At 65.5% G+C, this 24,369-nt stretch carries 34 protein-coding genes; 16 read left to right on the top strand and 18 right to left on the bottom strand.

Annotation, left to right across the window (positions count from 1 at the left end):
* The first annotated feature begins 5 nt into the window (after positions 1-5).
* From fsa to AC0WR5_RS04985, 4 genes are all read left to right on the top strand, one after another.
* Positions 6-659 (top strand): fructose-6-phosphate aldolase, encoded by a 654-nt coding sequence (gene fsa, locus AC0WR5_RS05000; protein WP_475867448.1) that lies wholly within the window; start codon positions 6-8, stop codon positions 657-659.
* A gap of 121 nt (positions 660-780) precedes the next feature.
* Positions 781-1,491 carry a DUF484 family protein gene (locus AC0WR5_RS04995; RefSeq protein ID WP_475867446.1) on the top strand — a complete coding sequence of 237 codons (711 nt, stop codon included), beginning with the start codon at positions 781-783 and terminating at the stop codon, positions 1,489-1,491.
* Positions 1,488-2,435, top strand: coding sequence for a tyrosine recombinase XerC (locus tag AC0WR5_RS04990; protein WP_475867444.1), 948 nt, complete (start codon positions 1,488-1,490; stop codon positions 2,433-2,435). Before AC0WR5_RS04995 ends, AC0WR5_RS04990 begins: the two co-directional genes overlap by 4 nt.
* Positions 2,436-2,492: 57 nt before the next feature.
* A complete protein-coding gene (locus tag AC0WR5_RS04985; RefSeq protein WP_475867442.1) occupies positions 2,493-3,191 on the top strand; it encodes a CDP-alcohol phosphatidyltransferase family protein in 699 nt (232 codons plus the stop codon).
* Positions 3,192-3,212: 21 nt separating this feature from the next.
* Here AC0WR5_RS04985 and AC0WR5_RS04980 read toward each other — a convergent pair whose 3' ends face one another.
* Complete coding sequence (locus tag AC0WR5_RS04980; protein WP_475867440.1) at positions 3,213-3,923, bottom strand: alpha/beta fold hydrolase; 711 nt, start codon at positions 3,921-3,923, stop codon at positions 3,213-3,215.
* Positions 3,924-3,980: 57 nt separating this feature from the next.
* The gene (locus tag AC0WR5_RS04975; protein ID WP_475867438.1) at positions 3,981-4,739 is read right to left on the bottom strand and encodes an alpha/beta hydrolase; all 759 of its coding nucleotides are present in this window, start codon (positions 4,737-4,739) and stop codon (positions 3,981-3,983) included.
* A 277-nt stretch (positions 4,740-5,016) separates the two neighbouring features.
* On the opposite strand from AC0WR5_RS04975, the gene thrS reads away from it, so the two are divergent.
* Positions 5,017-6,996 (top strand): threonine--tRNA ligase, encoded by a 1,980-nt coding sequence (gene thrS / locus AC0WR5_RS04970; protein WP_475867436.1) that lies wholly within the window; start codon positions 5,017-5,019, stop codon positions 6,994-6,996.
* Positions 6,997-7,032: 36 nt separating this feature from the next.
* On the opposite strand, the gene AC0WR5_RS04965 is transcribed toward thrS, so the two are convergent.
* Genes AC0WR5_RS04965 through AC0WR5_RS04955 form a run of 3 tightly spaced genes read right to left on the bottom strand, consistent with a single transcriptional unit; the run spans position 7,033 to position 8,740 of the window.
* A complete protein-coding gene (locus AC0WR5_RS04965; protein ID WP_475867434.1) occupies positions 7,033-7,467 on the bottom strand; it encodes an EamA family transporter in 435 nt (144 codons plus the stop codon).
* Positions 7,468-7,520: 53 nt separating this feature from the next.
* Positions 7,521-8,162 carry an NrsF family protein gene (locus tag AC0WR5_RS04960; RefSeq protein WP_475867432.1) on the bottom strand — a complete coding sequence of 214 codons (642 nt, stop codon included), beginning with the start codon at positions 8,160-8,162 and terminating at the stop codon, positions 7,521-7,523.
* On the bottom strand, positions 8,159-8,740 hold the full coding sequence (locus AC0WR5_RS04955; protein ID WP_475867430.1) for a sigma-70 family RNA polymerase sigma factor: 582 nt from the start codon (positions 8,738-8,740) through the stop codon (positions 8,159-8,161). The genes AC0WR5_RS04960 and AC0WR5_RS04955 overlap by 4 nt, the downstream gene beginning before the upstream one ends.
* Before the next feature lie 171 nt (positions 8,741-8,911).
* Between AC0WR5_RS04955 and AC0WR5_RS04950 the strand changes: the two genes are divergently transcribed.
* The 4 genes from AC0WR5_RS04950 to AC0WR5_RS04935 all read left to right on the top strand — a co-directional run bounded on the left by AC0WR5_RS04950 (position 8,912) and on the right by AC0WR5_RS04935 (position 11,457).
* The gene (locus tag AC0WR5_RS04950) at positions 8,912-9,226 is read left to right on the top strand and encodes a BufA1 family periplasmic bufferin-type metallophore (RefSeq protein WP_475867429.1); all 315 of its coding nucleotides are present in this window, start codon (positions 8,912-8,914) and stop codon (positions 9,224-9,226) included.
* 76 nt (positions 9,227-9,302) lie between these two features.
* On the top strand, positions 9,303-10,154 hold the full coding sequence (gene bufB, locus AC0WR5_RS04945) for an MNIO family bufferin maturase (protein ID WP_475867427.1): 852 nt from the start codon (positions 9,303-9,305) through the stop codon (positions 10,152-10,154).
* Entirely contained in the window at positions 10,151-10,897 is a 747-nt protein-coding gene (locus tag AC0WR5_RS04940) for an HvfC/BufC family peptide modification chaperone (protein ID WP_475867425.1), read from the top strand. The genes bufB and AC0WR5_RS04940 overlap by 4 nt, the downstream gene beginning before the upstream one ends.
* On the top strand, positions 10,894-11,457 hold the full coding sequence (locus tag AC0WR5_RS04935) for a DoxX family membrane protein (RefSeq protein WP_475867423.1): 564 nt from the start codon (positions 10,894-10,896) through the stop codon (positions 11,455-11,457). Before AC0WR5_RS04940 ends, AC0WR5_RS04935 begins: the two co-directional genes overlap by 4 nt.
* Here AC0WR5_RS04935 and AC0WR5_RS04930 read toward each other — a convergent pair.
* Together AC0WR5_RS04930 and AC0WR5_RS04925 are read right to left on the bottom strand one after the other, a co-directional pair.
* Positions 11,408-11,776: a hypothetical protein gene (locus tag AC0WR5_RS04930; RefSeq protein ID WP_475867421.1), complete on the bottom strand. Its 369-nt coding sequence runs from the start codon at positions 11,774-11,776 to the stop codon at positions 11,408-11,410. The two genes, AC0WR5_RS04935 and AC0WR5_RS04930, sit on opposite strands and share 50 nt — an antisense overlap.
* 27 nt (positions 11,777-11,803) lie before the next feature.
* Complete coding sequence (locus AC0WR5_RS04925) at positions 11,804-12,139, bottom strand: arsenate reductase family protein (RefSeq protein ID WP_475867419.1); 336 nt, start codon at positions 12,137-12,139, stop codon at positions 11,804-11,806.
* 174 nt (positions 12,140-12,313) lie between these two features.
* Here AC0WR5_RS04925 and AC0WR5_RS04920 point away from each other — a divergent pair, with 174 nt between their 5' ends.
* The gene (locus AC0WR5_RS04920) at positions 12,314-12,520 is read left to right on the top strand and encodes a cold-shock protein (RefSeq protein ID WP_097145690.1); all 207 of its coding nucleotides are present in this window, start codon (positions 12,314-12,316) and stop codon (positions 12,518-12,520) included.
* Between the two features lie 135 nt (positions 12,521-12,655).
* On the opposite strand, the gene AC0WR5_RS04915 is transcribed toward AC0WR5_RS04920, so the two are convergent.
* From AC0WR5_RS04915 to thyX, 6 genes are all read right to left on the bottom strand, one after another.
* Complete coding sequence (locus AC0WR5_RS04915) at positions 12,656-12,985, bottom strand: hypothetical protein (RefSeq protein ID WP_475867416.1); 330 nt, start codon at positions 12,983-12,985, stop codon at positions 12,656-12,658.
* A 122-nt stretch (positions 12,986-13,107) separates the two neighbouring features.
* Positions 13,108-13,512, bottom strand: a complete 405-nt coding sequence (locus tag AC0WR5_RS04910; protein ID WP_475867415.1) for a DUF2177 family protein — start codon at positions 13,510-13,512, stop codon at positions 13,108-13,110.
* 478 nt (positions 13,513-13,990) lie between these two features.
* Positions 13,991-14,638: an ATP-binding protein gene (locus AC0WR5_RS04905; RefSeq protein ID WP_475867413.1), complete on the bottom strand. Its 648-nt coding sequence runs from the start codon at positions 14,636-14,638 to the stop codon at positions 13,991-13,993.
* A 28-nt stretch (positions 14,639-14,666) separates the two neighbouring features.
* A protein-coding gene (locus AC0WR5_RS04900; RefSeq protein ID WP_475868890.1) for an IS5 family transposase occupies positions 14,667-15,423 on the bottom strand; the annotation gives its coding sequence in 2 pieces (ribosomal slippage) (positions 14,667-15,099 and positions 15,098-15,423; 759 coding nt in all).
* Between the two features lie 28 nt (positions 15,424-15,451).
* A complete protein-coding gene (locus AC0WR5_RS04895) occupies positions 15,452-15,877 on the bottom strand; it encodes a hypothetical protein (protein ID WP_475867411.1) in 426 nt (141 codons plus the stop codon).
* Positions 15,870-16,781 (bottom strand): FAD-dependent thymidylate synthase, encoded by a 912-nt coding sequence (gene thyX, locus AC0WR5_RS04890; RefSeq protein WP_475867409.1) that lies wholly within the window; start codon positions 16,779-16,781, stop codon positions 15,870-15,872. Before thyX ends, AC0WR5_RS04895 begins: the two co-directional genes overlap by 8 nt.
* A 156-nt stretch (positions 16,782-16,937) precedes the next feature.
* Between thyX and AC0WR5_RS04885 the strand changes: the two genes are divergently transcribed.
* Both AC0WR5_RS04885 and AC0WR5_RS04880 read left to right on the top strand, forming a co-directional pair.
* Positions 16,938-17,366 (top strand): VOC family protein, encoded by a 429-nt coding sequence (locus AC0WR5_RS04885; RefSeq protein WP_475867407.1) that lies wholly within the window; start codon positions 16,938-16,940, stop codon positions 17,364-17,366.
* Between the two features lie 17 nt (positions 17,367-17,383).
* Entirely contained in the window at positions 17,384-18,088 is a 705-nt protein-coding gene (locus tag AC0WR5_RS04880; RefSeq protein WP_475867405.1) for a DUF1194 domain-containing protein, read from the top strand.
* Positions 18,089-18,212: 124 nt separating this feature from the next.
* Here the strand turns inward: AC0WR5_RS04880 and AC0WR5_RS04875 are convergent, their stop codons facing one another.
* A complete protein-coding gene (locus tag AC0WR5_RS04875; protein WP_475867403.1) occupies positions 18,213-18,713 on the bottom strand; it encodes a MarR family winged helix-turn-helix transcriptional regulator in 501 nt (166 codons plus the stop codon).
* A 209-nt stretch (positions 18,714-18,922) separates the two neighbouring features.
* Here AC0WR5_RS04875 and AC0WR5_RS04870 point away from each other — a divergent pair, with 209 nt between their 5' ends.
* Both AC0WR5_RS04870 and AC0WR5_RS04865 read left to right on the top strand, forming a co-directional pair.
* Entirely contained in the window at positions 18,923-19,330 is a 408-nt protein-coding gene (locus tag AC0WR5_RS04870) for a GFA family protein (protein WP_475867401.1), read from the top strand.
* Between the two features lie 76 nt (positions 19,331-19,406).
* A complete protein-coding gene (locus tag AC0WR5_RS04865) occupies positions 19,407-19,958 on the top strand; it encodes a hypothetical protein (RefSeq protein WP_475867399.1) in 552 nt (183 codons plus the stop codon).
* 64 nt (positions 19,959-20,022) lie between these two features.
* On the opposite strand, the gene AC0WR5_RS04860 is transcribed toward AC0WR5_RS04865, so the two are convergent.
* Genes AC0WR5_RS04860 through AC0WR5_RS04850 form a run of 3 tightly spaced genes read right to left on the bottom strand, consistent with a single transcriptional unit; the run spans position 20,023 to position 21,119 of the window.
* Complete coding sequence (locus AC0WR5_RS04860; RefSeq protein WP_475867398.1) at positions 20,023-20,388, bottom strand: DUF6404 family protein; 366 nt, start codon at positions 20,386-20,388, stop codon at positions 20,023-20,025.
* Between the two features lie 54 nt (positions 20,389-20,442).
* Positions 20,443-20,736 (bottom strand): succinate dehydrogenase assembly factor 2, encoded by a 294-nt coding sequence (locus AC0WR5_RS04855; RefSeq protein ID WP_475867396.1) that lies wholly within the window; start codon positions 20,734-20,736, stop codon positions 20,443-20,445.
* On the bottom strand, positions 20,733-21,119 hold the full coding sequence (locus AC0WR5_RS04850) for a helix-turn-helix domain-containing protein (protein WP_475867395.1): 387 nt from the start codon (positions 21,117-21,119) through the stop codon (positions 20,733-20,735). The genes AC0WR5_RS04855 and AC0WR5_RS04850 overlap by 4 nt, the downstream gene beginning before the upstream one ends.
* Before the next feature lie 93 nt (positions 21,120-21,212).
* Between AC0WR5_RS04850 and AC0WR5_RS04845 the strand changes: the two genes are divergently transcribed.
* Both AC0WR5_RS04845 and AC0WR5_RS04840 read left to right on the top strand, forming a co-directional pair.
* Complete coding sequence (locus AC0WR5_RS04845) at positions 21,213-22,415, top strand: pyridoxal phosphate-dependent aminotransferase (protein ID WP_475867393.1); 1,203 nt, start codon at positions 21,213-21,215, stop codon at positions 22,413-22,415.
* A gap of 85 nt (positions 22,416-22,500) precedes the next feature.
* Positions 22,501-22,944, top strand: coding sequence for a hypothetical protein (locus tag AC0WR5_RS04840; RefSeq protein WP_475867391.1), 444 nt, complete (start codon positions 22,501-22,503; stop codon positions 22,942-22,944).
* 10 nt (positions 22,945-22,954) lie between these two features.
* Here AC0WR5_RS04840 and AC0WR5_RS04835 read toward each other — a convergent pair whose 3' ends face one another.
* Positions 22,955-24,352, bottom strand: a complete 1,398-nt coding sequence (locus AC0WR5_RS04835) for an MATE family efflux transporter (RefSeq protein ID WP_475867390.1) — start codon at positions 24,350-24,352, stop codon at positions 22,955-22,957.
* Positions 24,353-24,369: the final 17 nt, after the last annotated feature.

The following is a 24,369-nucleotide window of genomic DNA, read 5'->3' as shown; positions in this document are numbered from 1 at the left end:
CCCGGATGAAGTTCTTTGTAGATACCGCAGACATCGCTGCCATTGCCGAGCTGAACGAGCTGGGCATGGTGGATGGCGTCACCACCAACCCCACGCTGATCAAGAAGTCCGGCCGGGACATCCTGGAAGTGACCAAGGAGATCTGTGACCTGGTCGACGGTCCGGTGAGCGCGGAAGTAACCGCCACCGACGCCGAGACGATGATCGCCGAGGGTCACAAGCTGGCCAAGATCGCCGACAATATCGCCGTCAAGGTGCCGCTGACCTGGGACGGCCTGAAGGCCTGCAAGGTGCTGTCGGACGAGGGCACGATGGTCAACGTGACGCTCTGCTTCAGTGCCAACCAGGCGCTGCTGGCGGCCAAGGCGGGCGCGACCTTCATCAGCCCCTTCATCGGACGGCTGGACGACATCAACCTCGACGGCATGCAGCTGATCGAGGACATCCGCACCGTCTATGACAATTATGCCTTCGAGACCGAGATCCTGGCGGCCTCGATCCGCACGGCGAACCACGTGGCCGAAAGCGCCCGCATCGGTGCCGACGTGATCACCGCCCCGCCGGCCGTGATCAAGGCCCTGGCCAGCCACCCGCTGACCGACAAGGGCCTGGATGCCTTCCTGAAGGACATCGCCGACGCCGGCATCAAGATCCTGTAAGGATCCGCCCGCATCGCGGGACGACAGCACAATCAAGAATGAAATCGCGGCCTTGGCAAAAAGGGCCGCGATTTTTCTTTGCGGTTCTGCTATGCAGAAAGAAAAAGAGACAGAGGCTGATATGAGCAGTAGCAAGCCCGAGCTGGACAGTGTCATGCGCGCGCGGATCATCGCGCGGCCCGATTGCATCCTGGATGACCGCGACGTGATGGACGCGCTGATCGCCGCCAATGGCCGTGCCATGGGCGAGAACATCGTCGACCTGCGCGGCATCGCCATGGAGCGGCTGGAGGCGCGGCTGGACCGGCTGGAAGACACCCACCGCAACGTCATCGCCGCCGCCTACGAGAACCTGGCCGGCACCAACCAGATCCACCGAGCGGTGCTGCACCTGCTGGAAGCGCAGGATTTCGAGACCCTGCTGCGCGACCTGGGCGGCGACGTGGCCGACATCCTGGGTGTCGACGCCATGCGGCTGGTGCTGGAGACAGAGCAGACCGAGGCCGATGCCAGCCTGAACCGGCTGGGCGACGTGCTCTGCATCGTCGAGCCGGGGTTCGTGGCGGCCTATCAGGACATGCACCGCGGCGGCATGGGCCGGCCGGTGCTGCTGCGGCAGATCCCCGGCGGACACGAGCCGGTCTTTGGTGCGCTCTCCGAGCGCATCGCCTCGGAGGCCTGCCTGCAGCTCGACCTGGGCCCCGGGCGCCTGCCGGCGATGCTGATCATGGGCTCGGAGGATCCGAACCAGTTCACGCCGCACCACGGCACCGACCTGCTGGGCTTTTTCGCCGGGGTCTTTGAACGGACGATGCGCCGCTGGCTGGCATGAGCGGCGTGGAGACATCGGCGGCGGCGCTGGCGGTTTCGCCGGCCGCGCGCGACGCGCTGCAGCAATGGCTGGAGACGCAGAAGGCGCTGCTGGACCGGGCCGACAACACCATCGAGGCCTATCGAGGCGACGTGATGGAGTTCATCGCCTTCATCACCCTGCACAAGGGCGACTCGCAGGGGCTTGGCCCGCTGTCGCGGATCACCACGCCGGACATGCGCAGCTGGATGGCGCATCTGCGCAGCTCGGGCGTGGGGGCGCGGTCGCTGGCGCGCAAGCTGTCGGCGGTAAAGACCTTTTATCGCTGGCTGGCCGAACGCGAGGGCTTCGAGCCCACCGCCGTTCTGTCGGCGCGCAGCCCCAAGTACCAACGCAAGCTGCCACGCCCGCTGACCGAACCGGATGCCGCGCAGATCCTGCAGCAGGTCGGCGAACAGGACCCGCGACAGTGGGTCTCGGCGCGCGACGTGGCGGTGGTGACACTGCTCTATGGCTGCGGGCTTCGGATCTCGGAGGCGCTGTCGCTGAGCGCCGAGGACCTGCCCATCGGCGACAGCCTGCGGATCATCGGCAAGGGCGGCAAGGAACGCGTGGTGCCGGTGATCGCACCGGCGCGGCGCGCGGTGGAGCAGTACCTCGAGCTGTGTCCCTGGCCCATCGAGAAGGGCACACCGGTGTTCCGCGCCATCCGCGGCGGGCCGCTCGACGGGCGCAGCATCCGCACCGCCATGGCCAAGGCGCGCGCCCAGATGGGCCTGCCCTCCTCGGCGACGCCACATGCACTGCGTCACAGTTTCGCGACCCATCTGCTGAACGCGGGCGGCGATTTGCGCGCGATCCAGGAATTACTGGGACATGCGAGCCTGTCCACAACCCAGGCCTATACCGCCGTGGACAGCGCGCGCCTGATGGATGTTTACCGCAAGGCACATCCGAGACGCTGATTTCTTGCCAATCGCGGGCCGACATGCGTAGATCACCGGATGATGACACCCGTGAGAATGCGCGCCGTTTCCGTTCACCTGCTGACCGCCACCGGCGCGATATTTGCCATGCTGGCGATCATCGCAGCCGCCAACGAACAATGGGAACCGATGTTCCTGTGGCTGGTGGTCGCCTTTGCCGTCGACGGGGTCGACGGGCCGCTGGCCCGGAAATACGACGTGAAGACCCATGCCGCGCGCATCGACGGGGTGCTGCTCGACCTGATCATCGACTTCCTGACCTATGTGTTCATCCCGGCCTTTGCCCTCTACCAGTCGGGGCTGCTGCCGGGCTGGACGGGCTGGGTCGGCGTGCTGCTGATCACCTTTGCCTCGGCGGTCTATTTCGCGGACACCAAGATGAAGACCGAGGACAATTCCTTCAGCGGGTTCCCCGGCTGCTGGAACATGGTGGTGCTGGTCTTTTTCGCCACCGAGCCGCCGATCGCGGTGATGCTGCCGATGATCACGGCCCTGACGGTGGCGATGTTCATGCCGCTGAAATTCATCCACCCGGTGCGTACCCGGCGCTGGCGAACGGTCTCGCTGCCGATGGCCGCGATATGGGTGGTGCTCGGCCTCGCCGCGACATTCGATCATTTCCACCTGGCGAAATGGGCCGAGCTGAGCTTTGTCGCGGTCAGTGTCTACCTGCTGTTTGCCGGGATCGCACAGCAGATCTTTCCCGAGAAGGGCAAGGCGCGGGGCAGCCTCTAGGGGCCCGCCCGCGCGGCAGCCTCAGCGCAGGCGCGAGGGTTCCGCCAGCCAGCGCATCAGTTCCGCCGTGACGGCCTCGGGCTGTTCCAGCATCGGCAGGTGCCCTGCCCCCTCGATCACCGCAAGGCGCGTGCCCGGCGTCATCGCCGCCATGGCCTCGTGCCGCTTGGGCGGCACCAGCGTGTCGGCCTCGCCGCAGACGACAAGGCCCGGCACCCGCAGCTTGCGCAGGTTGGCCTGCTGATCGGGGCGGCGCTGAAGCGCGCGCTGCTGGGCGATGAAGACGCGCTCGCCCAGGTCCTCTCCCATCCGGCGCCATTGCTGCCAGACCGGGGTGCGACCGGGGCCGGGAGCAAGAGCCTCGGCCGGCAGGGCCCCGGAGAGCGCCTCGGACAGGCGGCCAGCGCGGGCCCGGACGATGAATGCCTCGCGGTCGGCGGATTGCTGCGGCGTATCGGCCATCGGCGAGACCGCCAGCAGTGCCAGCCGGGTGATCCGGTCAGGCGCGCGGCGCAACAGCTCCATCGCGACACAGCCCCCGATGGAATGACCGGCCAGGGCAAAACGCACCGGCAGCTGTGGTAGCAGGTCGGAGGCGTAGTCCTCGATCCGGTCGGCGGCCATCGGAGGAGCGATGACGACGAGGCGATCGCGGCCAAGGGCGGCCAGCTGCGGCGCCCAGAGCCGGGCATCGCCCATAAGGCCTGGGATCAGGAGAAGGGGTTCTTTCACGTCTGCACCGTGTTCAGTCTACAGCGTCTTCAATGCGTCACGACGCGGGATATGCCCTCAGAGCCTGCCGAGGACATCGGTGATGCCGCCGGCAATCATGTCGAGGCAGTCGGGAGTGGAAAACCGGTGATCGGCGCCCTTGACCAGGCAGAGGCGGATATCGGGCCCTTCGGCCTTCTCCATCAGGCGCAGGGCGACCGAGAGCTCGACATCCTCGTCGGCGGTGCCGTGGAAGAAACGCACCGGGAAGGGCAGCGAGACCGGATCGCGCAGGATCAGGTGATCGCGGCCATCCTCGATCAGGCGCTTGGTGATGATGTAGGGCTCGCCGTAGTCGGACGGCAGGGCCACCTGCCCCACCATCTCGAGGGCGAGGCGCTGCGGCTTGTCGAAACCGGCCCACATGCTGTCCTCGGTGAAATCGGGCGCCGCGGCGATGGTCACGAGGCCGGCGATGCGTTCGGGCAGCCGCGCGGCCATCAGCAGCGAGATCCAGCCGCCCATGGAGGAACCGACGAGGATCTGCGGCCCGGAGGTGAGCTCGGTGATGGCGACCTCGGCATCCTCGGCCCAGTCGCCGATGCAGCCGTCGGTGAAGGCGCCGGAGCTCTGGCCGTGGCCGGAATAATCGAAACGCAGGAAGGAGAGGCCCTGGGCGCGGCACCAGTCTTCGAGGAAGACCGCCTTGTTGCCCAGCATGTCGGATTTGAACCCGCCGAGGAAGACGACGCCGGGGCGCCCGTCATCGGCGCCGGCGGTGGACTGAAAGGCCAGCGTGCGGCCCTGCGGCGTGGCGATCCGTTGCGCTTCGGTCATGGTGCCCCCGTGGTTGTCATCGAAAAGTCCTTGTCCCCGCACACTGCATGACATGGGGCGCGGGGCAGCGCAACATCACCCCCGCGGAAGCCGGCGCCCGTCAGCGGGGCCTTGCGCCCGCAACCGGACCGGCCCGATGTGGCCGGCGGGACGCGGCCCCTGCCCCGGCGCGCAGGACGCTTGACTTGGCGCGGAGGCTGCGCGAAGTAGCGCGCAGCATACATAACCCGCAACCGGGCGTTCCGTGGGCGCCAAACTGACGAGGAGGACGACGCATATGTCCCAGATCTCTCTCACTTTCCCCGATGGCAATTCGCGCGAGTACGACGCAGGCATCACCGCCGCGGACGTCGCCGCAGGCATCTCCAGCTCGCTGGCGAAGAAGGCGATTTCCGCCACCGTCAACGGCCAGCACTGGGACCTGCAGTGGCCGATCACCGAAGATGCCGCCATCGCCATCCACACGATGAAGGACGAGGAGCAGGCCAACGAGCTGGTGCGCCACGACCTGGCGCACATCATGGCCCGCGCCGTGCAGGAGCTCTGGCCCGACGTGAAGGTCACGATCGGCCCGGTCATCAAGGACGGCTGGTACTACGACTTTGACCGAGCAGAGCCCTTTACCCCCGAGGACCTGGGCGCGATCGAGAAGAAGATGAAGGAGATCATCAATCTTCGCGACCCCGTCCGCACGGAAGTCTGGGACCGCGCCGATGCGATCAAGTACTACGAGGACAACAACGAGCCCTACAAGGTCGAGCTGGTCGGCATGATCCCCGAGGGCCAGCCGATCCGCATGTACTGGCACGGCGACTGGCAGGACCTGTGCCGCGGGCCGCACCTGCAGCACACGGGCCAGGTGCCCGCGGATGCCTTCAAGCTGATGAAGGTGGCCGGCGCCTACTGGCGCGGCGACAGCGACCGCCCGATGCTGCAGCGGATCTACGGCGTTGCCTTTACCGGCAAGGAAAAGCTGAAGGCCCACCTGACGATGCTGGAGGAGGCCGCCAAGCGTGACCACCGCAAGCTGGGCCGCGAGATGGACCTGTTCCACATGCAGGAAGAGGCCCCGGGCCAGGTCTTCTGGCACCCGAACGGCTGGACGATCTACACCGAGCTGCAGGATTACATGCGCCGCCAGCAGCGCCGCGACGGCTATGTCGAGGTGAACACGCCGCAGGTGGTGAACCGCAGGCTGTGGGAGGCCTCGGGCCACTGGGAGAACTACCAGGAAAACATGTTCATCGTCGAAGTGGACGAGGACCATGCCCGCGAAAAGACCGTCAACGCCCTGAAGCCGATGAACTGCCCCTGCCACGTGCAGATCTTCAACCACGGGCTGAAGTCCTATCGCGACCTGCCGCTGCGCCTGGCCGAATTCGGCTCCTGCGCGCGCTACGAACCCTCGGGCGCGCTGCACGGGATCATGCGGGTGCGCGGCTTTACCCAGGACGATGGCCATATCTTCTGCACCGAGGATCAGATCGAATCCGAGACCAAGAAATTCATCGCCTTCCTGGCGCGGGTATACGCGGACCTCGGGTTTGACTCCTGGTCGGTGAAGCTCTCGACGCGCCCCGAAAAGCGCGTGGGCACCGAGGAGAGCTGGGACTATGTCGAGGCGGCCCTGGGCAATGCCTGCAAGGCGGCCGGCTATGACTACGAGATCCAGGAGGGCGAAGGCGCCTTCTATGGTCCGAAGCTGGAATTCACGCTGACCGATGCCATCGGCCGCGAATGGCAGTGCGGCACCCTGCAGGTGGACCCGAACCTGCCGGAACGGCTGAGCGCGAACTACATCGCGCAGGACGGCGAGAAGCACCGCCCGATCATGCTGCACCGCGCAACGCTGGGCAGCTTCGAGCGCTTCATCGGCATCCTGATCGAGAACTCGGAAGGCAAGCTGCCGATCTGGCTGGCCCCGCGCCAGGTGGTCGTGGCCGCCATCGTGTCGGACGCCGATGAGTACTGCCTGGAAGTGGTGGAGCAGCTGAAGGCCGCAGGCGTGCGCGCCGAGGCCGACCTGCGCAACGAGAAGATCAACTACAAGGTCCGCGAGCATTCCGTCGGCAAGGTCCCCTATATCCTGGCCTGCGGCATGAAGGAGGTCGAGGAGCGCACCGTCAGCACCCGCCGCCTTGGCGAGAAGCAGACCAGGACGCAGACGCTGGACGAGATCGTGGCGCAGCTGGCGCTCGAGGCCACCGCCCCGGACCTGAAGCAGCTGGCAGAGGCCAGCGCACAGGCCGCAGAATGACGAAAGGGCGCCTTCGGGCGCCCTTTTTCCTTGCCCTCAGCTGATCGCCATGAGCACTGCCCCGCTGCCCACCAGCGCCACGCCGATCCAGCCGGTGGTCGAGAGATGCTCGCCCAGGAAGGTCACGCCAAAGACCACCACCAGCACCACGCTGAGCTTGTCGACGGGTGCCACCTGCGAGGCATTGCCGAGCTTTAGCGCCCGGAAGTAGCACAGCCAGGAAGCGCCGGTGGCCAGCCCCGAGAGCATGAGGAAGATGGCGCTGCGGGGCGGGATCGAGGCGAGAGACCGGTACTTGCCCGTCATCGCCAGGATCAGACCGAGGACCACCAGCACCACGGCTGTGCGCAGGAAGGTGGCGAAATCGCTATCGATCCGATCGACCCCGACCTTTGCCAGGAGCGCGGTGAGCGCGGCGAAGATCGCCGCAAGAAAGGCCCAGAACTGCCAGGAGGTGCCAAGGGTTGCCATGTTCGCTCTCTCATTTGCCGAGGACCACAGGCTAGCACGGGCCGGGAGAGACTTTACCAGCGCAGCCAGCGGGCCCCGGCCAGCGCCCCGGCCCCGGCGGCCAGAAGGATGCCGGAGGAATACCAGACCGCGTAGAAAAGCGGCGAATCCTCGATGCAGAAGAGCGAGTAGAGCGTGGTGGCCAGCCCCGCCGCGGCAAGGCCCGCCAGAGCCCCGCAGGCCGCCGGATGCATCGGGGCACCGCGCCGAAGGGCCCGGATCAGCCCGGCCAGGATCGGCAGCGAGAGCAGCACGATGGAGGGCAGGCAGACCGGGATCGAGTGGCCCAGGAAGAGCACGAGCCGCTGACCGGGCGCCGTGGCCAGGAAGGCCCCCAGCAGGAGCGCCGCCGCGATGCCCGGAACGATCCAGATCAGCCGGCGCGGCGCCCCGAGGGGGGCGCCAGGCCGTGCCGAGCGCAGGGCCAGCGGCAGGGCCAGCGCTGCGAGCGCCAGCGGCAGCAGGGTTTTCGCAAGGGTGACGGGGCTGGACAGGGCCGCGCCGATATCCGGCCGCGGGCCCCAGGCGAGGAAGAACATCACCAGCGCCACCGCGCCGCCCGCGAGCAGGGCAAGCGGCAGGGCGCGTTCGGGGCGGGCATCGGGCGCGGGGGCCGGATCCGCGGCCAGCGAGGCGATCAGGTCGTCGGTGTTCATTCGCTTTCCTCTTTCGTGCGGGCCGCGGGCGCGGAGGTGTCCTCCGGCGCGCCGGCCTGTCTGCGCAGCTTCTGCAGCGCACGGTGATAGGCAACCCGGACGGCGCCCTCGGTCATGCCGAGGCGCGCGCCCACGTCGCCGGCGCTCTCGCCCTCGACGCCCAGGGCCCGGACGATGCCGGCAGAGCGGTCGTCGATGCCCGCGAGAAGGCGCGAGAGATCGCGGGCGGCGGTGATCTCTCCGATGCCGTCATCGGGCAGGATATCCGCCAGGTCGTCGATCGGCACCGCAACAGTACCGCGGCGACGTGCGGCATCCGCGGTCTTGTAGCGCGCAATGGCATAGAGCCAGGGCGTAACGGGGCTGTCCTCGCGCCAGGTATGGCGCTTGGCATGAAGCGCCAGCAGCGCTTCCTGTGTGATGTCCTCGACCTCCTCGGCGCTGCCGTGGACGAGACGCGCGCGGGCGATGTTCCGGATCACCGGTGTCACCTCGCGCAGGAAGAGGCCATAGGCCGCGCCGTCGCCACGGATGGAACGCCTGAGGAGATCGCCCCAGTGATCGTTACGGTCCGTCATTCCCCTCTCCATTCGCGGGGACAGGGGGAAACGTTACAGCCAGATGGCGAAAATTCGAAATTCATTCACGTGAGCGTGAGGGGCGTAACGAATGCGCCGCCCCCGGCGAAGGGTAAGGCACGGACGCCATGGAGGCGCCGCAACCTTTCTGACCCAACCGGGAGACCAACGATGACCACGAAACTGAAAACCGCCGCCATCGCCAGTGCCTTTGCCGCCGCCCTCACCGCCCATGTCGCCCCCGCCCAGGCCGACGAGATGGCCAAGGAGAAATGCTTTGGCGTGGCCATGGCCGGCGAGAACGATTGCGCCGCGGGCCCCGGCACCACCTGCGCCGGCACCTCCAAGGTCGACTACCAGGGCAATGCCTGGACGCTGGTGGATGCCGGCACCTGCATGGATATCGAGCTGCCGGCGATGGCAGACGGGCACGCGCGGATGGGCTCTCTCGAAGCGCTCGACCGCGACCTGCCGATGGACGGCTGATCCCCCCGCTGTCCCATCGCCCGGCGCCCTCCCCCCGTCCCCGGAGGGCGCCGGCATCATCCGAAGGAGAGAGCCCATGTTCGACCAGTCCTGCACCCTTCCCGCCCGGCCCGGTGTCGGCTACAAGCCGCAGCACTATGCCGAGCTGATCCGCGATCCCGCGCCGGTCGGCTGGCTGGAAATCCATGCGGAGAACTACATGGGCGATGGCGGCCGCCCGCTGGCGCAACTGCGCCACCTGGCCGAACGCTTTCCGATTTCCGTGCACGGGGTGGGCCTGTCGATCGGCGGCGAGGCCGATCTGGACCGTGCGCACCTGGACCGGCTGCGCAGCCTCTGCGACTGGCTGCAGCCGGCGTGCTTTTCCGAGCATCTTGCCTGGTCGAGCCACGACCAAGCTTTTTTGAATGACCTGCTGCCCCTGCCCTATACCGAGGCGACGCTGACCCGCGTGGCGCGGCATGTGACCCAGGTGCAGGAGGTGCTGGGCCGGCAGATGCTGCTGGAGAACCCCTCAAGCTACCTGGCCTTTGCCGAGAGCGAGATGGGCGAGGTCGACTTTCTGCGCGAGGTCAGCCGGCGGACGGGCTGTGGCCTGCTGCTCGACGTGAACAACGTCTTCGTCTCGGCGGTGAACCTCGGGCTCGATCCGCGCGCCTATGTCGATGACTTCCCCCTGGACCGGGTGGGCGAGATCCACCTCGGCGGCCATGACGAGGATGCCGACGATGCCGGACGGCCGCTTCTGATCGATAGCCACGGGCGCGAGGTGGCCGATCCGGTCTGGGCGCTGCTTGACCGCGTTCTGGCGCGGAGCGAGCCGCTGCCCCTGCTGATCGAGTGGGACACAGACGTGCCGGAGTGGCCGGTGCTGGCCGCCGAGGCCGCGCGCGCCGAGCGGGCCCTGTCCGCGCGGGTGCCCGCATGACGGCCCAGGCCCCCTTTCGCGCGGCGCTTCTGGCCCCCGATCTGCCGGTGCCCGAGGGGCTGCACGACGGCCGTGGCGGCCTGGCAGAGCGCCGCTTTGCCGTCTATCGCAACAACGTGGCGGTGGGGCTGAGCGAGGCCGTGGTGGAGGGGTTTCCGACCCTAGCGCGGCTGATCGGCGAGGAGAACCTGCGCCGGATCGCAGGGGCCTTCCTGCGCGCCCATCCGCCCGACAGCCCTGTGATGTTCCTCTATGGCGCCGCGATGCCGGTGTTTCTTGAGGGGTTTGCCCCCCTTTCCCACATGCCCTTCCTGCCGGATATCGCGCGGCTCGACCTGGCGCTGCGCCGCGCCTATCACGCCGCCGACGCCGCGCCGGTAACGGCGGAAGAGATCGCCGCCCTGCCCGCCAAGGCGCTGCCCGGGGTACGGGTGACCTTCGTGCCGGCCTTGGCCCTGCTGCCCTCGCGCTGGCCGCTTTACGACATCTGGCGCAAGGCCCGGGAGGCCGGGGCCCCTGCGCCGGGCCCCGAGGCGCAGGCGATCCTGATCACCCGCCCCGACTACACCCCAAGCCCCTCTCCGCTGACGGCCGGGGGGCTCTTGTTCGTCCAGGCGCTCTGCCGGGGGCAGACCCTGCAGCAGGCCAGCGAGGAAGCCGGGCTGAGCGAGGCGGAGCTGAGCGCCCTGCTGACGCTGCTGCTGCAGACGCAATCCATTGCAACCGTGGAGATTTCCCGATGACGGACCCGACACAGCCCCTTGCTCGCCTTGCCCCCGGCCTGCCGGTGCTGGCGCGGCTGATCTTTGCCGCGGTGCTGCTGCCCTACTTCTGGGCCTCGGCGCTGACGAAACTGGGCGACGGGCCGTTGGGGATTCTGCAGCCTTCGGCGGGGGCCTATGCCCAGATCTTTCCGCGCGCCTTCGAGGCCGCGAGCTATGACACCGCCGCGATGAGCTGGATGCAATGGGCAGTGACGGTCGCGGGCACCTGGGCCGAGTTCGTGCTGCCGCTGCTGCTGGTGCTGGGCCTGCTGACGCGGCTAGCGGCGGTAGGGATGATCGGCTTCATCGTGGTGCAGAGCCTGACCGACCTCTATGGCCACGGCGGGATCGCCCATGCGGCGACGCTGGGCGCCTGGTTCGACCGCAGCCCGGACGGCGTGATCCTGGATCAGCGGGCGTTGTGGGTCTTCCTGCTGGCGGTGCCGGGGGTCATGGGCGGGGGCTGGCCCGCCCTTGACCAGGTGCTGTTCAGAAGTGGCTCTTTGCCTCGTCCGGCCGGCCCGCAGCCAGCGCGATGATGCCGGCGGCGCCGATGAAGGCGATCGGGAAGAGCGTGAAGACGTTGACGCCATAGCCGAAATACATGCCGAGCGCAGAGGCCAGCATCAGGAGCCCGCCCCAGAGGGCGCGCGAGAGCGACATGCCCGCCCCGGCGATCGCCAGGATCGGGGAGAGCAGCGCCACGAGGCGGAATGTCTGGACGTCGGAGACCTGTTCGAAGAGGCCCGGCATCTCGCCCCAGCTCTCGATCATGGCGGTATATCCATAGCCCACGAAGCTGATCATCAGCCCCATCAGGCCCCCGATCAGGCCCAGGATCAACGCGGCATTGCGCACCTTCTCGCTCCTTCTCTGCTGCGGCCTTCAGCCCAACAGGGCGCCGCGTGTCGTATCCGTCCACCCCAGATAGAGATCCTCGCCGCTCACGATAAGGGGGCGTTTCATCAGAAGCGGGTGATCGCGCAGCAAATCAAGCATCGGACGATCCCGCTCCGCCTCGGCAAGACCGCGCCACGTTGTTGAACGGGTATTCAGGAGGGCCGCGCCGAAAGTTTCGGCAGCGCGGGTCAGAAGGCTTTCCGGCAGGCCTTCATTGCGAATATCCACGAATTCGGGATTGGGCAGCGCTTTCAGCGCCTTGCGACAGGTGTCGCAGGTCTTGATCCCGTATACGGTGGTTTCTGCATTCTTCGCCGTCATTCGCTCAAATCCTGTGCTGATTGGATGCCTCGCTCCCTGTTTTGCTTGCTTTTTACAAAAGCGATGCAATCCTGAGGATGTGGCAAGGTAGTTAAGTCCCGTTCTTATAGGAACTTGAGTGCCGTGTAACAAATGCCCCGTGGCGCGGGGCGGAACGGCAAAAGGAGAGACGGAATGCCTGTAGGCACCGTAAAGTGGTTCAATACGACGAAGGGTTACGGATTCATCGAACCCGAAGAAGGCGGCAAGGACGTGTTCGTTCACATCTCGGCCGTGGAGAGATCGGGGCTGACCGGGCTCGCGGACAATCAAAAGGTCGGCTATGAGCTGACGGAAGGCCGCGACGGCCGGAAGATGGCCGGAGATCTGAAACTGCTGTAAGCCAGAGACAGACAGTGCCGGTGTCAGCCCAGACGCCTTTCCAGGCGCCCGAACACCGGAAAGATCATTCGATCAGATCAACCGACCTTGAGCCCCGGGAACATTGTTTCCGGGCTTTTTCAGGCACTTGCCCCGTCAGGCAGGATCCTGTTCGGGGACGGACAGGCCTTGCCAGGCCTCGCCCATGGCGACGATGCAGGATTGCCCGCTGGCATAGCTGATGACCATGGTCCAGTCGCCCTGCGGGTCTGTCCAGAGTTCGACCACCTGTTCCGGGCCGCGAAGGCCCATGGCCTGACGGGTGGCGTTCAGGCGGGTGGTCAGGCGCTGTTCCATGCGCGGTTTCGGCTCGCAGAGCACCTCTGCAATGGGGCTGGCGGCGCGCGCGGTGGGCGCCACGGCAAGCACAAGGGCAAGCGCCAGTGCCGTGAGCGGCACGGCTGCGGAGATCGGGATGCGGGGCAAGGCGTCCTCTCGTCTGCTCTGCCCTGATTGTAACAGAAAGATGACGATCCGCTTACCGAAAACCGAAGGCGCGCCCCGAGACCTTGGTCGGGGCGCTCGGTTTCGGATGGATTTTCAGCTCGTTAGCCGGGAAAGATCCGGATGACCAGCCAGACACCCAGGGCAGCGGCGACGCCGGTGAGGCAGGTGCCCCAGATCAGGTCCGTGGCGACCATCCGGGCGTCCCAGGCACGCAGAACGGCATAGTTGGTGAACTCGAAGGTGCCATAGGCGATGGCACCGAGAAGCGCCCCGTTCAGAAGCGCCTGGCCCGGGCTGCCGTTGGACAAGGCCGGCAACGAGACGAACCAGAGCAGCCCCGCGACATAGAAGAGATAGAAGATGCCGGCGGGGATGAAACGCGGATCTTCAAGCAGTTGCCCCTGCAACCGCGTCTCGAAGAGAGGACGCATGACGAGTTTCAGCATGACGGCATCGAGGCCGAGGAAAAGGGCTGCCGTGATCAGGTAGAGGGCTGCGGTCTGCATGGTGGCTCCGGGTTATTTACAGGGATACGACCGGGGCCCTGCGGCAGATCACTCTGAGACCTGCACTGCAGGTCACTATAGCAAAATTGAATGTCGGTATTACGTCGGTATCGCGTCGGTATTGCGTCGGTGCGAAAACGGCAAGCTGTTGAGGCAGTTCGCAGATCCGGTGTTCACGGACCGGATCCGGCGATTTACTACGAGGTGGGGGCAATTTGCGCGGGTAAAGCCTTTTCCACGGGGCGTGGCCGGGGCTGTGGCGCAGGATCTGCCCGGGGTCGGCAGGGGCGAGGGAGGAAGGGGGCTCTGCCCCCGCCTTCGGCTCCCCCGGGATATTTCGGGCCAGATGACGGGGAGGCCGGGGGCCACTGCTCATACTTTAAAGCGACGCCGTAAAGAGAAGCCCAAAATGAATATCGAGGACAATTAATATGCAACAGAAAATCATCTTCAAAAAGTTACTCCGAAACCATATGGGTTAGGTACCGACGACTTCCTTCTTATATTGAGATGCAAGCATCTTCGATGCTGCAGACGCCTGGATCGGGAAATCAGTCAAAAGATCGTGCCTCATTTGCTCTCCTTCCTCAATAATTTGGGCGATCTGGTCTTTGACGTTGTGAGGGTGTTCCGTTCGCAACTTCATCTGAACGCAGGTACCTTTAAGAGGCCACATATGTTCAATCTGCTTGCCCCCAGCCAAAGTCAAACCCTGCTGGTCACTTATCACGCGAAAAACTCCATTCTTCGAGCAGAGCCGACTAGTGGCATAAAGCCCAAACCCTGAATTTCCCCAATAGGCATCCTGCGAAATCCGGTCCTCCAAAGAAACACCCGAAACGCCGGGAAGCATCGCGAATTTAAGCGCCTCCATACTATTGTGACAGTCAATGTACTCGTTGTCATATAGGTTCTCGGGGATGCCAATCTCATCATCAAAGATGACAATCTCCGCTAAATTTTTAGAGGGCCAGTACTGAGCAGATAAGGTTACCTTCTTACCTTGGCTATGTTCGAAGGCATTTCGCAACATTTCCCGAATAGCGTACTGCAGCACATCGAAGAGGTCTCCGGATTCCTTTTGAGACAAAACACCAACAAGGCGATCTGCTTCTTCGTTTATCACCTCCCCTAGGCTCCAGACTCGTTAATTCTCAAAGCCAGAAGATGACAGTTGCGGCGAGGGCTACAGCGGACATGAAGACTTTCGGGCATCTGTCATAACGGGTTGCGACGCGGCGCCAGTCCTTGAGCTTGCCGAACATGATCTCGATAAGATTGCGCCGCTTGTAGCGGCGCTTGTCGTATTTGACGGGCTTGTTTCGGGACTTCCGGCCCGGGATGCAGGGCCTGATGCCCTTGTCCTGCAAGGCTTCACGATACCAGTCGGCGTCATAGCCCCGATCGGCCAACAGCCATTCGGTCTCGGGCAGGCTGCTCAGCAGGGCCGCAGCACCGGTATAGTCGCTTACCTGGCCGGCGCTCATGAAGAACTTGATCGGGCGGCCGTTCGCGTCCGTGACGGCATGCAACTTCGTGTTCATGCCACCCTTCGTCCGCCCAATCAGCCTGCCACGCCCCCCTTTTTAACCGCAGGCTCGAAGCCGTACGGTGCGCCTTGAGATAAGTGGCGTCGATCATCACTGTCTTCCGGTCGGCGGCCTCGGAAGCGAGCCCCTCCATTATTCGGGCAAAAACACCCATGTCGCTCCAGCGTTTCCACCGGTTGTAGAGCGTCTTCGGTGGACCATATGCCGATGGCGCATCAGACCAACGCAAGCCATTACGATTGATGAAGACTATCCCACTTAAGACCCGCCGATCATCGACCCTCGGCTTGCCATGGCTCTTTGGAAAGAACGGCCGCAGCCGCGCCATCTGCTCGTCGCTCAGCCAGAAAAGATTGCTCATCATGCCCCCATCAGTTCGGGAGCGTGAATCACGCCCGCAAGGTGGTCGCAAGCCGATTAATGGGTCCAGACCCTAAAGGCCGACCGTTCGCGCTCTTCTGAACATCAGCGATTGAGAATACCTTAATTGGAATAAACCCAGATGTTGAACGCGCCTGCCCAGGATAATTTCCTACCGGCCAGCCCATGTATTTGAAGAAGCCAATGTGCTTCGCAAATGAGGAAAATTTCGTGGCGCCCGGCAACAACATATACTTCACGGTCGGATTTCGGTTTACCAGAGCACGGAACTTCGCGGCAAAGAGAAGCATCGGCATTGGCTCACCATAGTGACAATGCCTAAAATCGACCCGCACCTCATCCACTCCCGAGAGATTCAGCGCATCCAACTTCAAGTTATATACGTTTTCAGCTAGATGGAGCTTGCTCGGAACATAGATAACCTTCTCAACCATCCAATACCCCCATGAACTCCCGCCATTCGCGTTTGCTCATGCCGCAATTCTCTTCCGTGACCTCTTCGCCGGCAATCATCTTGCGCAGGCACTCGACCATCTGGGCCGACATCGTCACGGCGCCGAGGCGGTAATCCTCGAAGGCCTTGTAGGCAAAGGGCACCCAGTCGGCGACGAGCTTGCAGATTTCCTCGGCATAGACGCGGATCTCGTATTGCGCATGGGCATCGGCGCGCAGGCGCAGGAAATGCAGCAGGTTGTGCAGATCCACCTTCCAGTACCACTGGGTATAGATGTTGGCGGGCAGGTTCATGCGCGCCAGTTCGCGGGCCAGGCCCTGCTGGTCGTTCTCCTGCGAGATCATCTCGGAATAATGGTCATAGGCGCGGGCGCTGTCGGCCTTGAGGTATTCCAGCACGCGGGCGGCTTCCTCGCCCTCAAGCAGGTCACCGCGGCCCTGATTGTTGACCACGGACTGCGCATTCAGGTTTTCCGGCGCGGGGATGTAGAATTCGCGGTCGAGAATCGAGTAGCGTGCAGAGTATTCGTTGACGTTCGCGGTGCGGTGGCGAATCCACTGCCGCGCGACGAAGACGGGCAGCTTGACGTGCAGTTTCAGCTCGCACATCTCGAAGGGGGTCGAATGCCAGTGCCGCATCAGGTAGCGGATCAACCCCTCGTCGTTCTGCACCGACTTGGTGCCGCGACCATAGGAGACGCGCGCCGCCTGGCAGATCGCGGCATCGTCGCCCATATAGTCGACGACGCGGACGAAGCCGTGATCGAGCACCGGGTAGGCCCGGTAGAGATGCGCCTCCATCCCCGGAACGGTGGCGCGCAGGGTCGGCGTGGTGGTGCTGCGCAGCTCTTCGATCTCGGACAGTTGCTCGGGCGAGAGGGACATGGGGCGAATCCTTTTTGGCGGGTTTGGGCCCACTTTATCTGGTAAGGTGGCAGCGCGGAACCGCTACATCGAGGGAGAGGCGAGAGCGCATTTCCGGTCGACAGGGGCCGCGGGGCTGCTACGTCTCGAGGGGAAAGACCAAGAAAGGAACGTGCGATGAAGGTGGAATACCTGCATACGATGGTACGGGTGAAGGACCTGGAGAAGACCATGGCCTTCTTCGAGCTGCTGGGCCTGAAGGAAACCCGGCGGATCGACAACGAGGGCGGGCGTTTCACGCTGGTCTTCATGGCGCCGGAGGGGCAGGAGCAATGCCCGGTCGAGCTGACCTACAACTGGGACGGCGACGAGGGGCTGCCGAGCGACAGCCGGCATTTCGGCCACCTGGCCTATGGGGTGGGCGACATCTATGCGATGTGCCAGCGCCTGATGGACGCGGGGGTGACGATCAACCGGCCACCGCGCGACGGGCACATGGCCTTTGTGCGCAGCCCCGACAACGTCTCGGTCGAGCTGTTGCAGATCGGCGAGGCGCTGGAACCGGCCGAACCCTGGGCCAGCATGGAAAACACGGGCCATTGGTAGGGCGGTGGCGCCATCCCATGCCGGCCCTCGGGCTGGCGGCCCTCTGCGCGCTGACGCCACTGGCAGCGCAGGCGCAGGGGTACTGCCGGATGGCGCTGCTGCTGGCGCTCGACGTCTCGGCCTCGGTCGATGCGGAGGAATACGAACTGCAGCGCGACGGGCTGGCCGCCGCGCTGCTGGCCCCGGAAGTGCGCGAGGCGATCCTGGACGGGTCCGGTACGGTCGCGCTCTCGGCCTATGAATGGAGCGGGCGGCAGCAGCAGGCGGTGGTTCTGCCCTGGCGGCTGCTGCGCAGCGAGGCGGACATCCGGGCGGCAGCGGCAGAGATCGCGGCGGCCCGGCGCAGCCACAGCGGCTTTCCCACGGCGACGGGCTATGCGCTTGGGTACGGCGCGGGGCTGATGCGGAATGCACCGCCCTGCGAACGGCGGGTCATCGACATGTCGGGCGACGGCATCAACAACGAGGGCTTCGGCCCGGCGCTGGCCTATGCCAACTTTCCCTTCGACGGGGTGGTGGTGAACGGGCTGGCGATCCTGGGGCCGGATGCCGGGGTGCTTGAGTTCTACAACGACGAGATACGCCGGGGGCCGGGATCCTTTGTCATCGTGGCAACGGGGTTCGAGGATTTCGAGAAGGCCATGGCGAAGAAGCTCTATCGCGAGTTGAAGGAGCTGCAACTGGGCCGGGACGCCGCAACCGGGACGCGCTCACCGGGGTGAACAGCCCCCTTGACGGAAGACCCCTGCCCCGCAGCGGGCCGGCAGGGGCAGAAACGGCCCCGCGGAGCATGCCGGCGGGGCGCAGGGGGGACAGCAACACGGGGGACCGGTGCGGCCCCCTGCGTCAGTAGATGTAGCGGATCTGATCGGACCAGAAACGCTCGATCTTGCGCAGGGCGCCGTTGATCTCGTCGAGGCCGGAAAAGTCGATGACACCGCGGGTTTCCAGACCATCGGCGTGGCGCTCGAAAAGTTCGTTGACGATCCGGCGGATGTCGCGCCCCTTTTGCGTCAGGCGGACGCGCACCGAGCGGCGGTCGATGTCGCAGCGCTCGTGGTGCATGTAGCCCATCTCGACCAGCTTCTTGAGGTTGTAGCTGACATTGCTGCCCTGGTAGTAGCCGCGGCTCTTCAGCTCGCCGGCGGTCACCTCGTTCTCGCCGATGTTGAAGAGCAGGAGCGCCTGCACCGCGTTGATGTCCAGCACACCGACCCGCTCGAACTCGTCCTTGATCACGTCCAGCAGAAGCCGATGCAAACGCTCGACCAGTGCCAGCGATTCCAGGTAGCAGGACATGAAGCCCTGCGGCGCGTTGCGCGGCCCGATCGCGTTCTGAATGCTCATTAAAGTCTCCGTCCAAAACTGCTCGGGTGGGAAACTGACGCAAATTCCCGAAAATTGGGTTAATTCCAAATGGATAGACCGTTCCGTGGTTAATGATATCTTGTCACCGACGGGTCAGCATTTACCGTCCTGAAGACAGATAACCGAACCACGGGAAGAGCGCCGTGTCAGAGACCGGATCAGAGGGCCGGCAAGGGAGGACCACGACGATGAACGACAGGCTCGAGGGAAGCTGCCTGTGCGGTGGCGTGACATACCGGGTGAGCGGGGAGATCAAACGATTCTTCCTGTGCCATTGCAGCCGCTGCCAGAAGGGCACCGGATCGGCCCACGCGGCCAATCTCTTTGCACCGGAAGGGAGGCTCGAATGGCTGTCGGGCGCCGATCTGGTGACGGATTTCCTGGTGGAGGGCACGCGGCACATCCGCAGCTTTTGCCGCTGCTGCGGATCGCCCGTGCCCACGGCCCGCGACGGCAGCCCGATGGTGAAGGTACCCGCCGGCAGCCTGGACCAGCCGGCGCCGATCCTGCCCCAGGCGCACCTGTGCTGTGACGACCGCGCGAACTGGGATCATGATTTCGAGACCATTGCGCAGCTGCCCGGCATGCCGGGCTGAGCGTCGCCGCACCGGCCCGGCGACACGCGGCGCGCGGCATCTTGCGCTTTGGCGCGACAGGCCGCAGTAAGGCCGCATGTCATTGAGCCATCGCCTTTCCTCTGCCTGGGCCATCATCCTGCCGGGCCTGGTCACCGCCCTCTTCGGCCTCGCCGCCAGCGCCATTGCGCTTGCGGTGCTCTGGGGCGCCGCCCTGGTGGAAGGGCGCGGCTTTGCGCCCTCCGGCCCCGCCGCGCGGGCACTGGACGTGGTGGGCTCGGAGGCCGTGCTGATGCTGCTGGCGGTCTACCTGGCGAGCTTTGGCCTGTCGGGACTGAACCGGCGCTGCGACGAGCTGATCACGGCGCTGTTCAGCGCGCTGGCCTTCCTGCTGGGGTTCCTGAGCGGCTTCACGCTGATCCTGCTGGTGCTCGACCCGGCGCTGGGTCTGATCGGCCGCTCTCTGGGCGGCACCGGGCGGCTGCAGGCCGAGATGGCGCGCGACTGGCGGATCTACCTTGCCGCGCTGCTGGTCTTTCCGGTGATCGAGAGCATCGTGCGCGACCATGCCGGCCGCGGCCTGCGGCGGGCGGCCTTCATCCTGGCCAGCCTTGCGGCGGCGGTGGGCATGGTGATCGTGCTGGGTTGAGCGGATCCGGGCGCCCGGCGCCCGATAGGCTGCCCCGCCGCGGAACGGCTGTCCGGGGGGACGATCAGAGGTCGTCCCAGTCGGAGAGGTCGTTCTTGCGACGCATGCGGCGGTAGTTGAGGAAGGTGCCGATGCCGAAGATCAGCCCCGCGAGGAGCGAGATCAGCAGGGCCACGGTGCCGGGAAGCCCCCGCGCCTGCCAGACCACGATCCACATCACCACGCCGAAGAAGACGGTGAAGCCCAGGCCGAGCGTCAGCAGGATCTGCGACAGCGAGGCATAGGGCATGGGGCGGACCTGAATACCGAATTTCGAGTAGAGCGCCGGCACCTGGGGGGCCTGGCCGGCCTCTTCGGGACCCACGCGCAGCAGGCCTGCACGGTCAAGCTCGGCCATTGCGGCGTTGAAACGGCGGATGTAATCGCTCATGGCGTGCTCCGGGTGCACCCGGCCGGGACGCGTTGCCGGGCCGGGGATGGAAGATCAGAGGCTCTCGGCGCGGATCTCGGCCGCGTTGACCTGCATGATGCGCTCGAGCATCGGCGCGAGGTTGGCGGGCGCGTCCTTCTGGCCGGTGACCCATTGCAGGAGGTCCTGGTCGTTCTGGGCCAGCACGGCGTCATAGGCGTCGAGCTCGGTATCCGAGAGTTCGTCGAGATGGCGGGAGAAACGGATCATGATGATGTCCATTTCCTTGATGCCGCGGCGCATGGAGCGCATGTGCAGCCGTTTCAGCCGGGTCTCGCGTGGTTCGCCCTGGGGGACCGGTTCGGTCATTCCGCGTTTTCCTTCAATGCCGTTCTGAGACGCTTTTCCAATAGCGCCAGACGCTCGGTCATTCCAGACATCGCGATGCGGATCTCGCGGATTTCCTGCAACGTGGCGAGGGCCCCGGCATCGGGGGCGGGCTCGTCCGGGGGCGCGACCCCCTCTCCCTCTCCGGTCAGGAGCCAGGTGAAGGAGACATTGAGCAGACCCGCCAGCATCTGCAGCTTGTTCGCCCGGGGTTCGGAAAGATCCTGCTCCCAGGAGCGCAGGGTGCCGAGCTTTATGCCCAGCCGTTTCGCGAGCTGGCCCTGGGTCATCCCGGAGGCGTTTCGGGCGGCCTCGATCCGGTCTCCGAAGGTTGCATTTTCCGCGCTGTACCAATCATCCGACATTGGGGGGTCCTTCCTTCCTGCCGATCCGTCTTGAACGGCTGCCGGGTGCAGCCTAAGACGGGTCATACACAATTACAAACCGGAGTCCGGCCAATGGCTTTCCTGTCCGACACGCTCGCCCGCGTGAAACCCTCGCCCACGATCGCGATGACCAACCTTGCGGCGGACCTGAAGGCCGAGGGAAAGGACGTCATCGGACTGAGTGCCGGTGAACCCGACTTTGACACGCCCGAGAACATCAAGCAGGCCGCGATTGCGGCAATCAATGCGGGGAAAACGAAGTACACCGGCGTCGACGGCATCGTAGAGCTGAAGCAGGCGATCTGTGCCAAGCTGAAGCGCGACAACGGCCTCGACTACGAGCCCAAGCAGGTGAGCGTGGGCACCGGCGGCAAGCAGGTGCTCTACAACGCGCTGATGGCGACGCTGAACCCGGGCGACGAGGTGCTGATCCCGGCGCCCTACTGGGTGAGCTATCCCGACATGGTGCTGCTGGCCGGCGGCACGCCCGTGACCGTGGCCGCGACGCTGGAGAACAACTTCAAGATCACGCCCGAGCAGCTTGACGCGGCGATCACCGAAAAGACCAAGTGGCTGATCTTCAATTCGCCCTCGAACCCGACCGGTGCGGGCTACAGCTGGGACGAGCTGAAGGCGCTGACCGACGTGCTGATGAAGCATCCGCACGTCTGGGTGATGACGGACGACATGTACGAGCACCTGACCTATGGCGATTTCGAGTTCTGCACCCCGGCAGAGGTCGAGCCGCGCCTTTACGACCGCACGCTGACGGTCAACGGCGTGTCCAAGGCCTATGCGATGACCGGCTGGCGGATCGGCTATGCGGCCGGCCCCGTCGAGGTGATCGCCGCCATGCGGAAGATCCAGAGCCAGAGCACCTCGAACCCCTGCTCGATCAGCCAGTGGGCCGCCGTGGAGGCGCTGAACGGCACGCAGGATTTCATCGCGACCAACAACGCGATCTTCAAGCGCCGCCGCGACATGGTCTGCGAGATGCTGAACGCCGTCGAGGGCATCACCTGCCCGGTGCCGGAAGGCGCCTTCTACGTCTATCCCTCGATCGCCGGGCTGATCGGCAAGACCAGCGCCGAAGGCACCGTGATCAAGGACGACGAGACCTTTGCCAAGGCGCTGCTGGCCGAAACCGGCGTGGCGGTGGTGTTCGGCGCGGCCTTTGGCCTGAGCCCGAACTTCCGCATCAGCTATGCCACCTCGGACGAGGCGCTGAAGGATGCCTGCACGCGCATCCAGGGCTTCTGCAACGGGCTGGGCTGAGGGGCCCGCGCCACGCGATCACGACAGGTGCCGCCGCCCCGCCCGCACGGGCCCGGGCGGCCGCGCGACACAGGGGAAGAGAGCCATGACCGGTGAACTGCCGCCGTATTACTTTCGCATCCGCGACAACGGGGCCTTCGTGTTTCGCGTCGACCGGGAGAACCGCCAGCGGCGCACCGAGATGGACCAGATCGCCGTGGTCAACATCCGCAACGGCGAGGTTCGCCCGCATGGCGACCGGGCGCTGACGGAAGAGGACGTGACGGCGATCCGCGACTGGATGCGCGACCGTCAGGCGACGCTGGCCAGCCGCGAGATGGACGACATCCGCCGCACCGCCGAACAGCTGAACATCACCGCGCAATGGGCCCAGAGCCGGGCCACCGAGGCGCAACTGGACGAGGTGACGGACCTGCTGCTGCTGGCGATGCACGACCTGCGCACGGTGCTGGTGCGCAAGCGGGCCGACGTGCTGCTGAAGGCCCAGGAAGCGGCGGAGAAGGCCGCCGGGACGCCCGGAAAGGGCTGATCCCTGCCTGTCAGGCGCCCGCCGGGCGGGCGGTGCCAGCCGCGATGCCGAGCCGGGCCGAGACCTCCCTCGTGACCGCGGGAATGACGCGGAACCAGAAGCGGTACATCAGCAGGGTTGCCGCCACCACGAGGCCGGACGCGAGCCCGATCCAGACCCCCACGCCCCCGAAATCGAACACGAACCCGAGGCTGTAGGCCATCGGCGCGCCGATGATCCAGTAGGCCACGCCGGCGATGATCATCGGGCGGCGGGTGTCCTGAAGGCCGCGCAAGAGGCCCATGCCCATCACCTGGAAGGCATCGCCGAACTGGAAGAAGGCCGAGGCGATCAGCAGCGAGGTGCCCACCGCGATGATGTCGCCGCGCCCCGGGGCGTCGGGTTCGATGAAGAAGCCCACCAGCACCTCGGGGATCGAGAAGAAGACCACCATGGTGGCCACGACGGTGAGCGCGGAGATGGCGATGGCCACCCGGGCGCCGCGCTTGAGATCGGTGATCGTGCCGCGGCCATGGGCACGGCCGGCCCGCACGGTGGCGGCCTGGCTGAAGCCCAGGTGCAGCATGAAGGTGATGGCGGTGATCTGCAGCGCGATGCCATGGGCGACGAGCTGTGCCTCTCCCAGCCAGCCCATCATCACCGAGGAGAAGGAAAAGAGGCCGATCTCGGCCACAAGGGTCAGGCCGATGGGCCAGCCCAGGTGGAAGACCTCGGCAAAGGCCTCCCAGTCGGGGCGCCAGAAGCGCACGAAGAGCTCGTGCTCGGGCAGGGCACGGGTGACGTAGACCAGCAGGAAGACCAGCGTGGCGCAATGCATCAGCAGCGAGGCCAGGGCGGCGCCGGTCACGCCGAGTTCCGGGGCGCCGAGGTTGCCGAAGATCAGAACCCAGTTGCCCGCCGCGTTGACCGCCACGGCGGCCAGCATGACGTAGAGAACGGTGCGGGTCCGCTCCATCGCGGCGAGGTGGCTCTTGAGCACGTTGACCGCATGGGCGGGAAACAGCGCCCAGGCCAGCACGTCGAGATATTGCCCTGCCAGCGCGGCGATCTCGGGCTGCTGGCCCAGCGCGAGGAAGATCCGTTCGCCCGAGAGCAGGACCGGCAGGCTGACGACGCCGGCCAGCATCGACAGCCACATGGCCATGCGGGTGACCCGGCGGGCCTTGGTAGTGTCGCCCTGCCCCTCGGCGGCAGAGACCAGCGGCGCCACGGCATTGGCAAAGCCGGAGCCCATCAGGAGCAGCAGCAGGAAGAGCGAGCCGCCCAGCACCACGCCGGCGAGCGCGGTGGGCGAGTACCAGCCCAGCATCAGCGTATCGATCGTCTGCAGGGCGATGCCGGCGAGCTGTGACCCCGCCAGCGGCAGGCCCAGGGCGAGCAGGGCACGGATGTGCTGGGGGTATGTCATCGCGGGGATCATACCGA

The organism is Pseudooceanicola sp. DL12, from assembly GCF_056270665.1.
Note: the sequence above shows the minus strand (reverse complement) of the source record. Positions and strands in the feature narration are given on the sequence as shown.

What these genes read in the sequence shown, in the direction of transcription:
- fsa (WP_475867448.1), top strand. Translation starts at nt 6, where the DNA reads ATGAAGTTCTTTGTAGATACCGCAGACATCGCTGCCATTGCCGAGCTG.
- AC0WR5_RS04995 (WP_475867446.1), top strand. Translation starts at nt 781, where the DNA reads ATGAGCAGTAGCAAGCCCGAGCTGGACAGTGTCATGCGCGCGCGGATC.
- AC0WR5_RS04990 (WP_475867444.1), top strand. Translation starts at nt 1,488, where the DNA reads ATGAGCGGCGTGGAGACATCGGCGGCGGCGCTGGCGGTTTCGCCGGCC.
- AC0WR5_RS04985 (WP_475867442.1), top strand. Translation starts at nt 2,493, where the DNA reads ATGCGCGCCGTTTCCGTTCACCTGCTGACCGCCACCGGCGCGATATTT.
- AC0WR5_RS04975 (WP_475867438.1), bottom strand. Translation starts at nt 4,739, where the DNA reads ATGACCGAAGCGCAACGGATCGCCACGCCGCAGGGCCGCACGCTGGCC.
- thrS (WP_475867436.1), top strand. Translation starts at nt 5,017, where the DNA reads ATGTCCCAGATCTCTCTCACTTTCCCCGATGGCAATTCGCGCGAGTAC.
- AC0WR5_RS04965 (WP_475867434.1), bottom strand. Translation starts at nt 7,467, where the DNA reads ATGGCAACCCTTGGCACCTCCTGGCAGTTCTGGGCCTTTCTTGCGGCG.
- AC0WR5_RS04960 (WP_475867432.1), bottom strand. Translation starts at nt 8,162, where the DNA reads ATGAACACCGACGACCTGATCGCCTCGCTGGCCGCGGATCCGGCCCCC.
- AC0WR5_RS04955 (WP_475867430.1), bottom strand. Translation starts at nt 8,740, where the DNA reads ATGACGGACCGTAACGATCACTGGGGCGATCTCCTCAGGCGTTCCATC.
- AC0WR5_RS04950 (WP_475867429.1), top strand. Translation starts at nt 8,912, where the DNA reads ATGACCACGAAACTGAAAACCGCCGCCATCGCCAGTGCCTTTGCCGCC.
- bufB (WP_475867427.1), top strand. Translation starts at nt 9,303, where the DNA reads ATGTTCGACCAGTCCTGCACCCTTCCCGCCCGGCCCGGTGTCGGCTAC.
- AC0WR5_RS04940 (WP_475867425.1), top strand. Translation starts at nt 10,151, where the DNA reads ATGACGGCCCAGGCCCCCTTTCGCGCGGCGCTTCTGGCCCCCGATCTG.
- AC0WR5_RS04935 (WP_475867423.1), top strand. Translation starts at nt 10,894, where the DNA reads ATGACGGACCCGACACAGCCCCTTGCTCGCCTTGCCCCCGGCCTGCCG.
- AC0WR5_RS04925 (WP_475867419.1), bottom strand. Translation starts at nt 12,139, where the DNA reads ATGACGGCGAAGAATGCAGAAACCACCGTATACGGGATCAAGACCTGC.
- AC0WR5_RS04920 (WP_097145690.1), top strand. Translation starts at nt 12,314, where the DNA reads ATGCCTGTAGGCACCGTAAAGTGGTTCAATACGACGAAGGGTTACGGA.
- AC0WR5_RS04910 (WP_475867415.1), bottom strand. Translation starts at nt 13,512, where the DNA reads ATGCAGACCGCAGCCCTCTACCTGATCACGGCAGCCCTTTTCCTCGGC.
- AC0WR5_RS04895 (WP_475867411.1), bottom strand. Translation starts at nt 15,877, where the DNA reads ATGGTTGAGAAGGTTATCTATGTTCCGAGCAAGCTCCATCTAGCTGAA.
- thyX (WP_475867409.1), bottom strand. Translation starts at nt 16,781, where the DNA reads ATGTCCCTCTCGCCCGAGCAACTGTCCGAGATCGAAGAGCTGCGCAGC.
- AC0WR5_RS04885 (WP_475867407.1), top strand. Translation starts at nt 16,938, where the DNA reads ATGAAGGTGGAATACCTGCATACGATGGTACGGGTGAAGGACCTGGAG.
- AC0WR5_RS04880 (WP_475867405.1), top strand. Translation starts at nt 17,384, where the DNA reads ATGCCGGCCCTCGGGCTGGCGGCCCTCTGCGCGCTGACGCCACTGGCA.
- AC0WR5_RS04875 (WP_475867403.1), bottom strand. Translation starts at nt 18,713, where the DNA reads ATGAGCATTCAGAACGCGATCGGGCCGCGCAACGCGCCGCAGGGCTTC.
- AC0WR5_RS04870 (WP_475867401.1), top strand. Translation starts at nt 18,923, where the DNA reads ATGAACGACAGGCTCGAGGGAAGCTGCCTGTGCGGTGGCGTGACATAC.
- AC0WR5_RS04865 (WP_475867399.1), top strand. Translation starts at nt 19,407, where the DNA reads ATGTCATTGAGCCATCGCCTTTCCTCTGCCTGGGCCATCATCCTGCCG.
- AC0WR5_RS04860 (WP_475867398.1), bottom strand. Translation starts at nt 20,388, where the DNA reads ATGAGCGATTACATCCGCCGTTTCAACGCCGCAATGGCCGAGCTTGAC.
- AC0WR5_RS04855 (WP_475867396.1), bottom strand. Translation starts at nt 20,736, where the DNA reads ATGACCGAACCGGTCCCCCAGGGCGAACCACGCGAGACCCGGCTGAAA.
- AC0WR5_RS04850 (WP_475867395.1), bottom strand. Translation starts at nt 21,119, where the DNA reads ATGTCGGATGATTGGTACAGCGCGGAAAATGCAACCTTCGGAGACCGG.
- AC0WR5_RS04845 (WP_475867393.1), top strand. Translation starts at nt 21,213, where the DNA reads ATGGCTTTCCTGTCCGACACGCTCGCCCGCGTGAAACCCTCGCCCACG.
- AC0WR5_RS04840 (WP_475867391.1), top strand. Translation starts at nt 22,501, where the DNA reads ATGACCGGTGAACTGCCGCCGTATTACTTTCGCATCCGCGACAACGGG.
- AC0WR5_RS04835 (WP_475867390.1), bottom strand. Translation starts at nt 24,352, where the DNA reads ATGACATACCCCCAGCACATCCGTGCCCTGCTCGCCCTGGGCCTGCCG.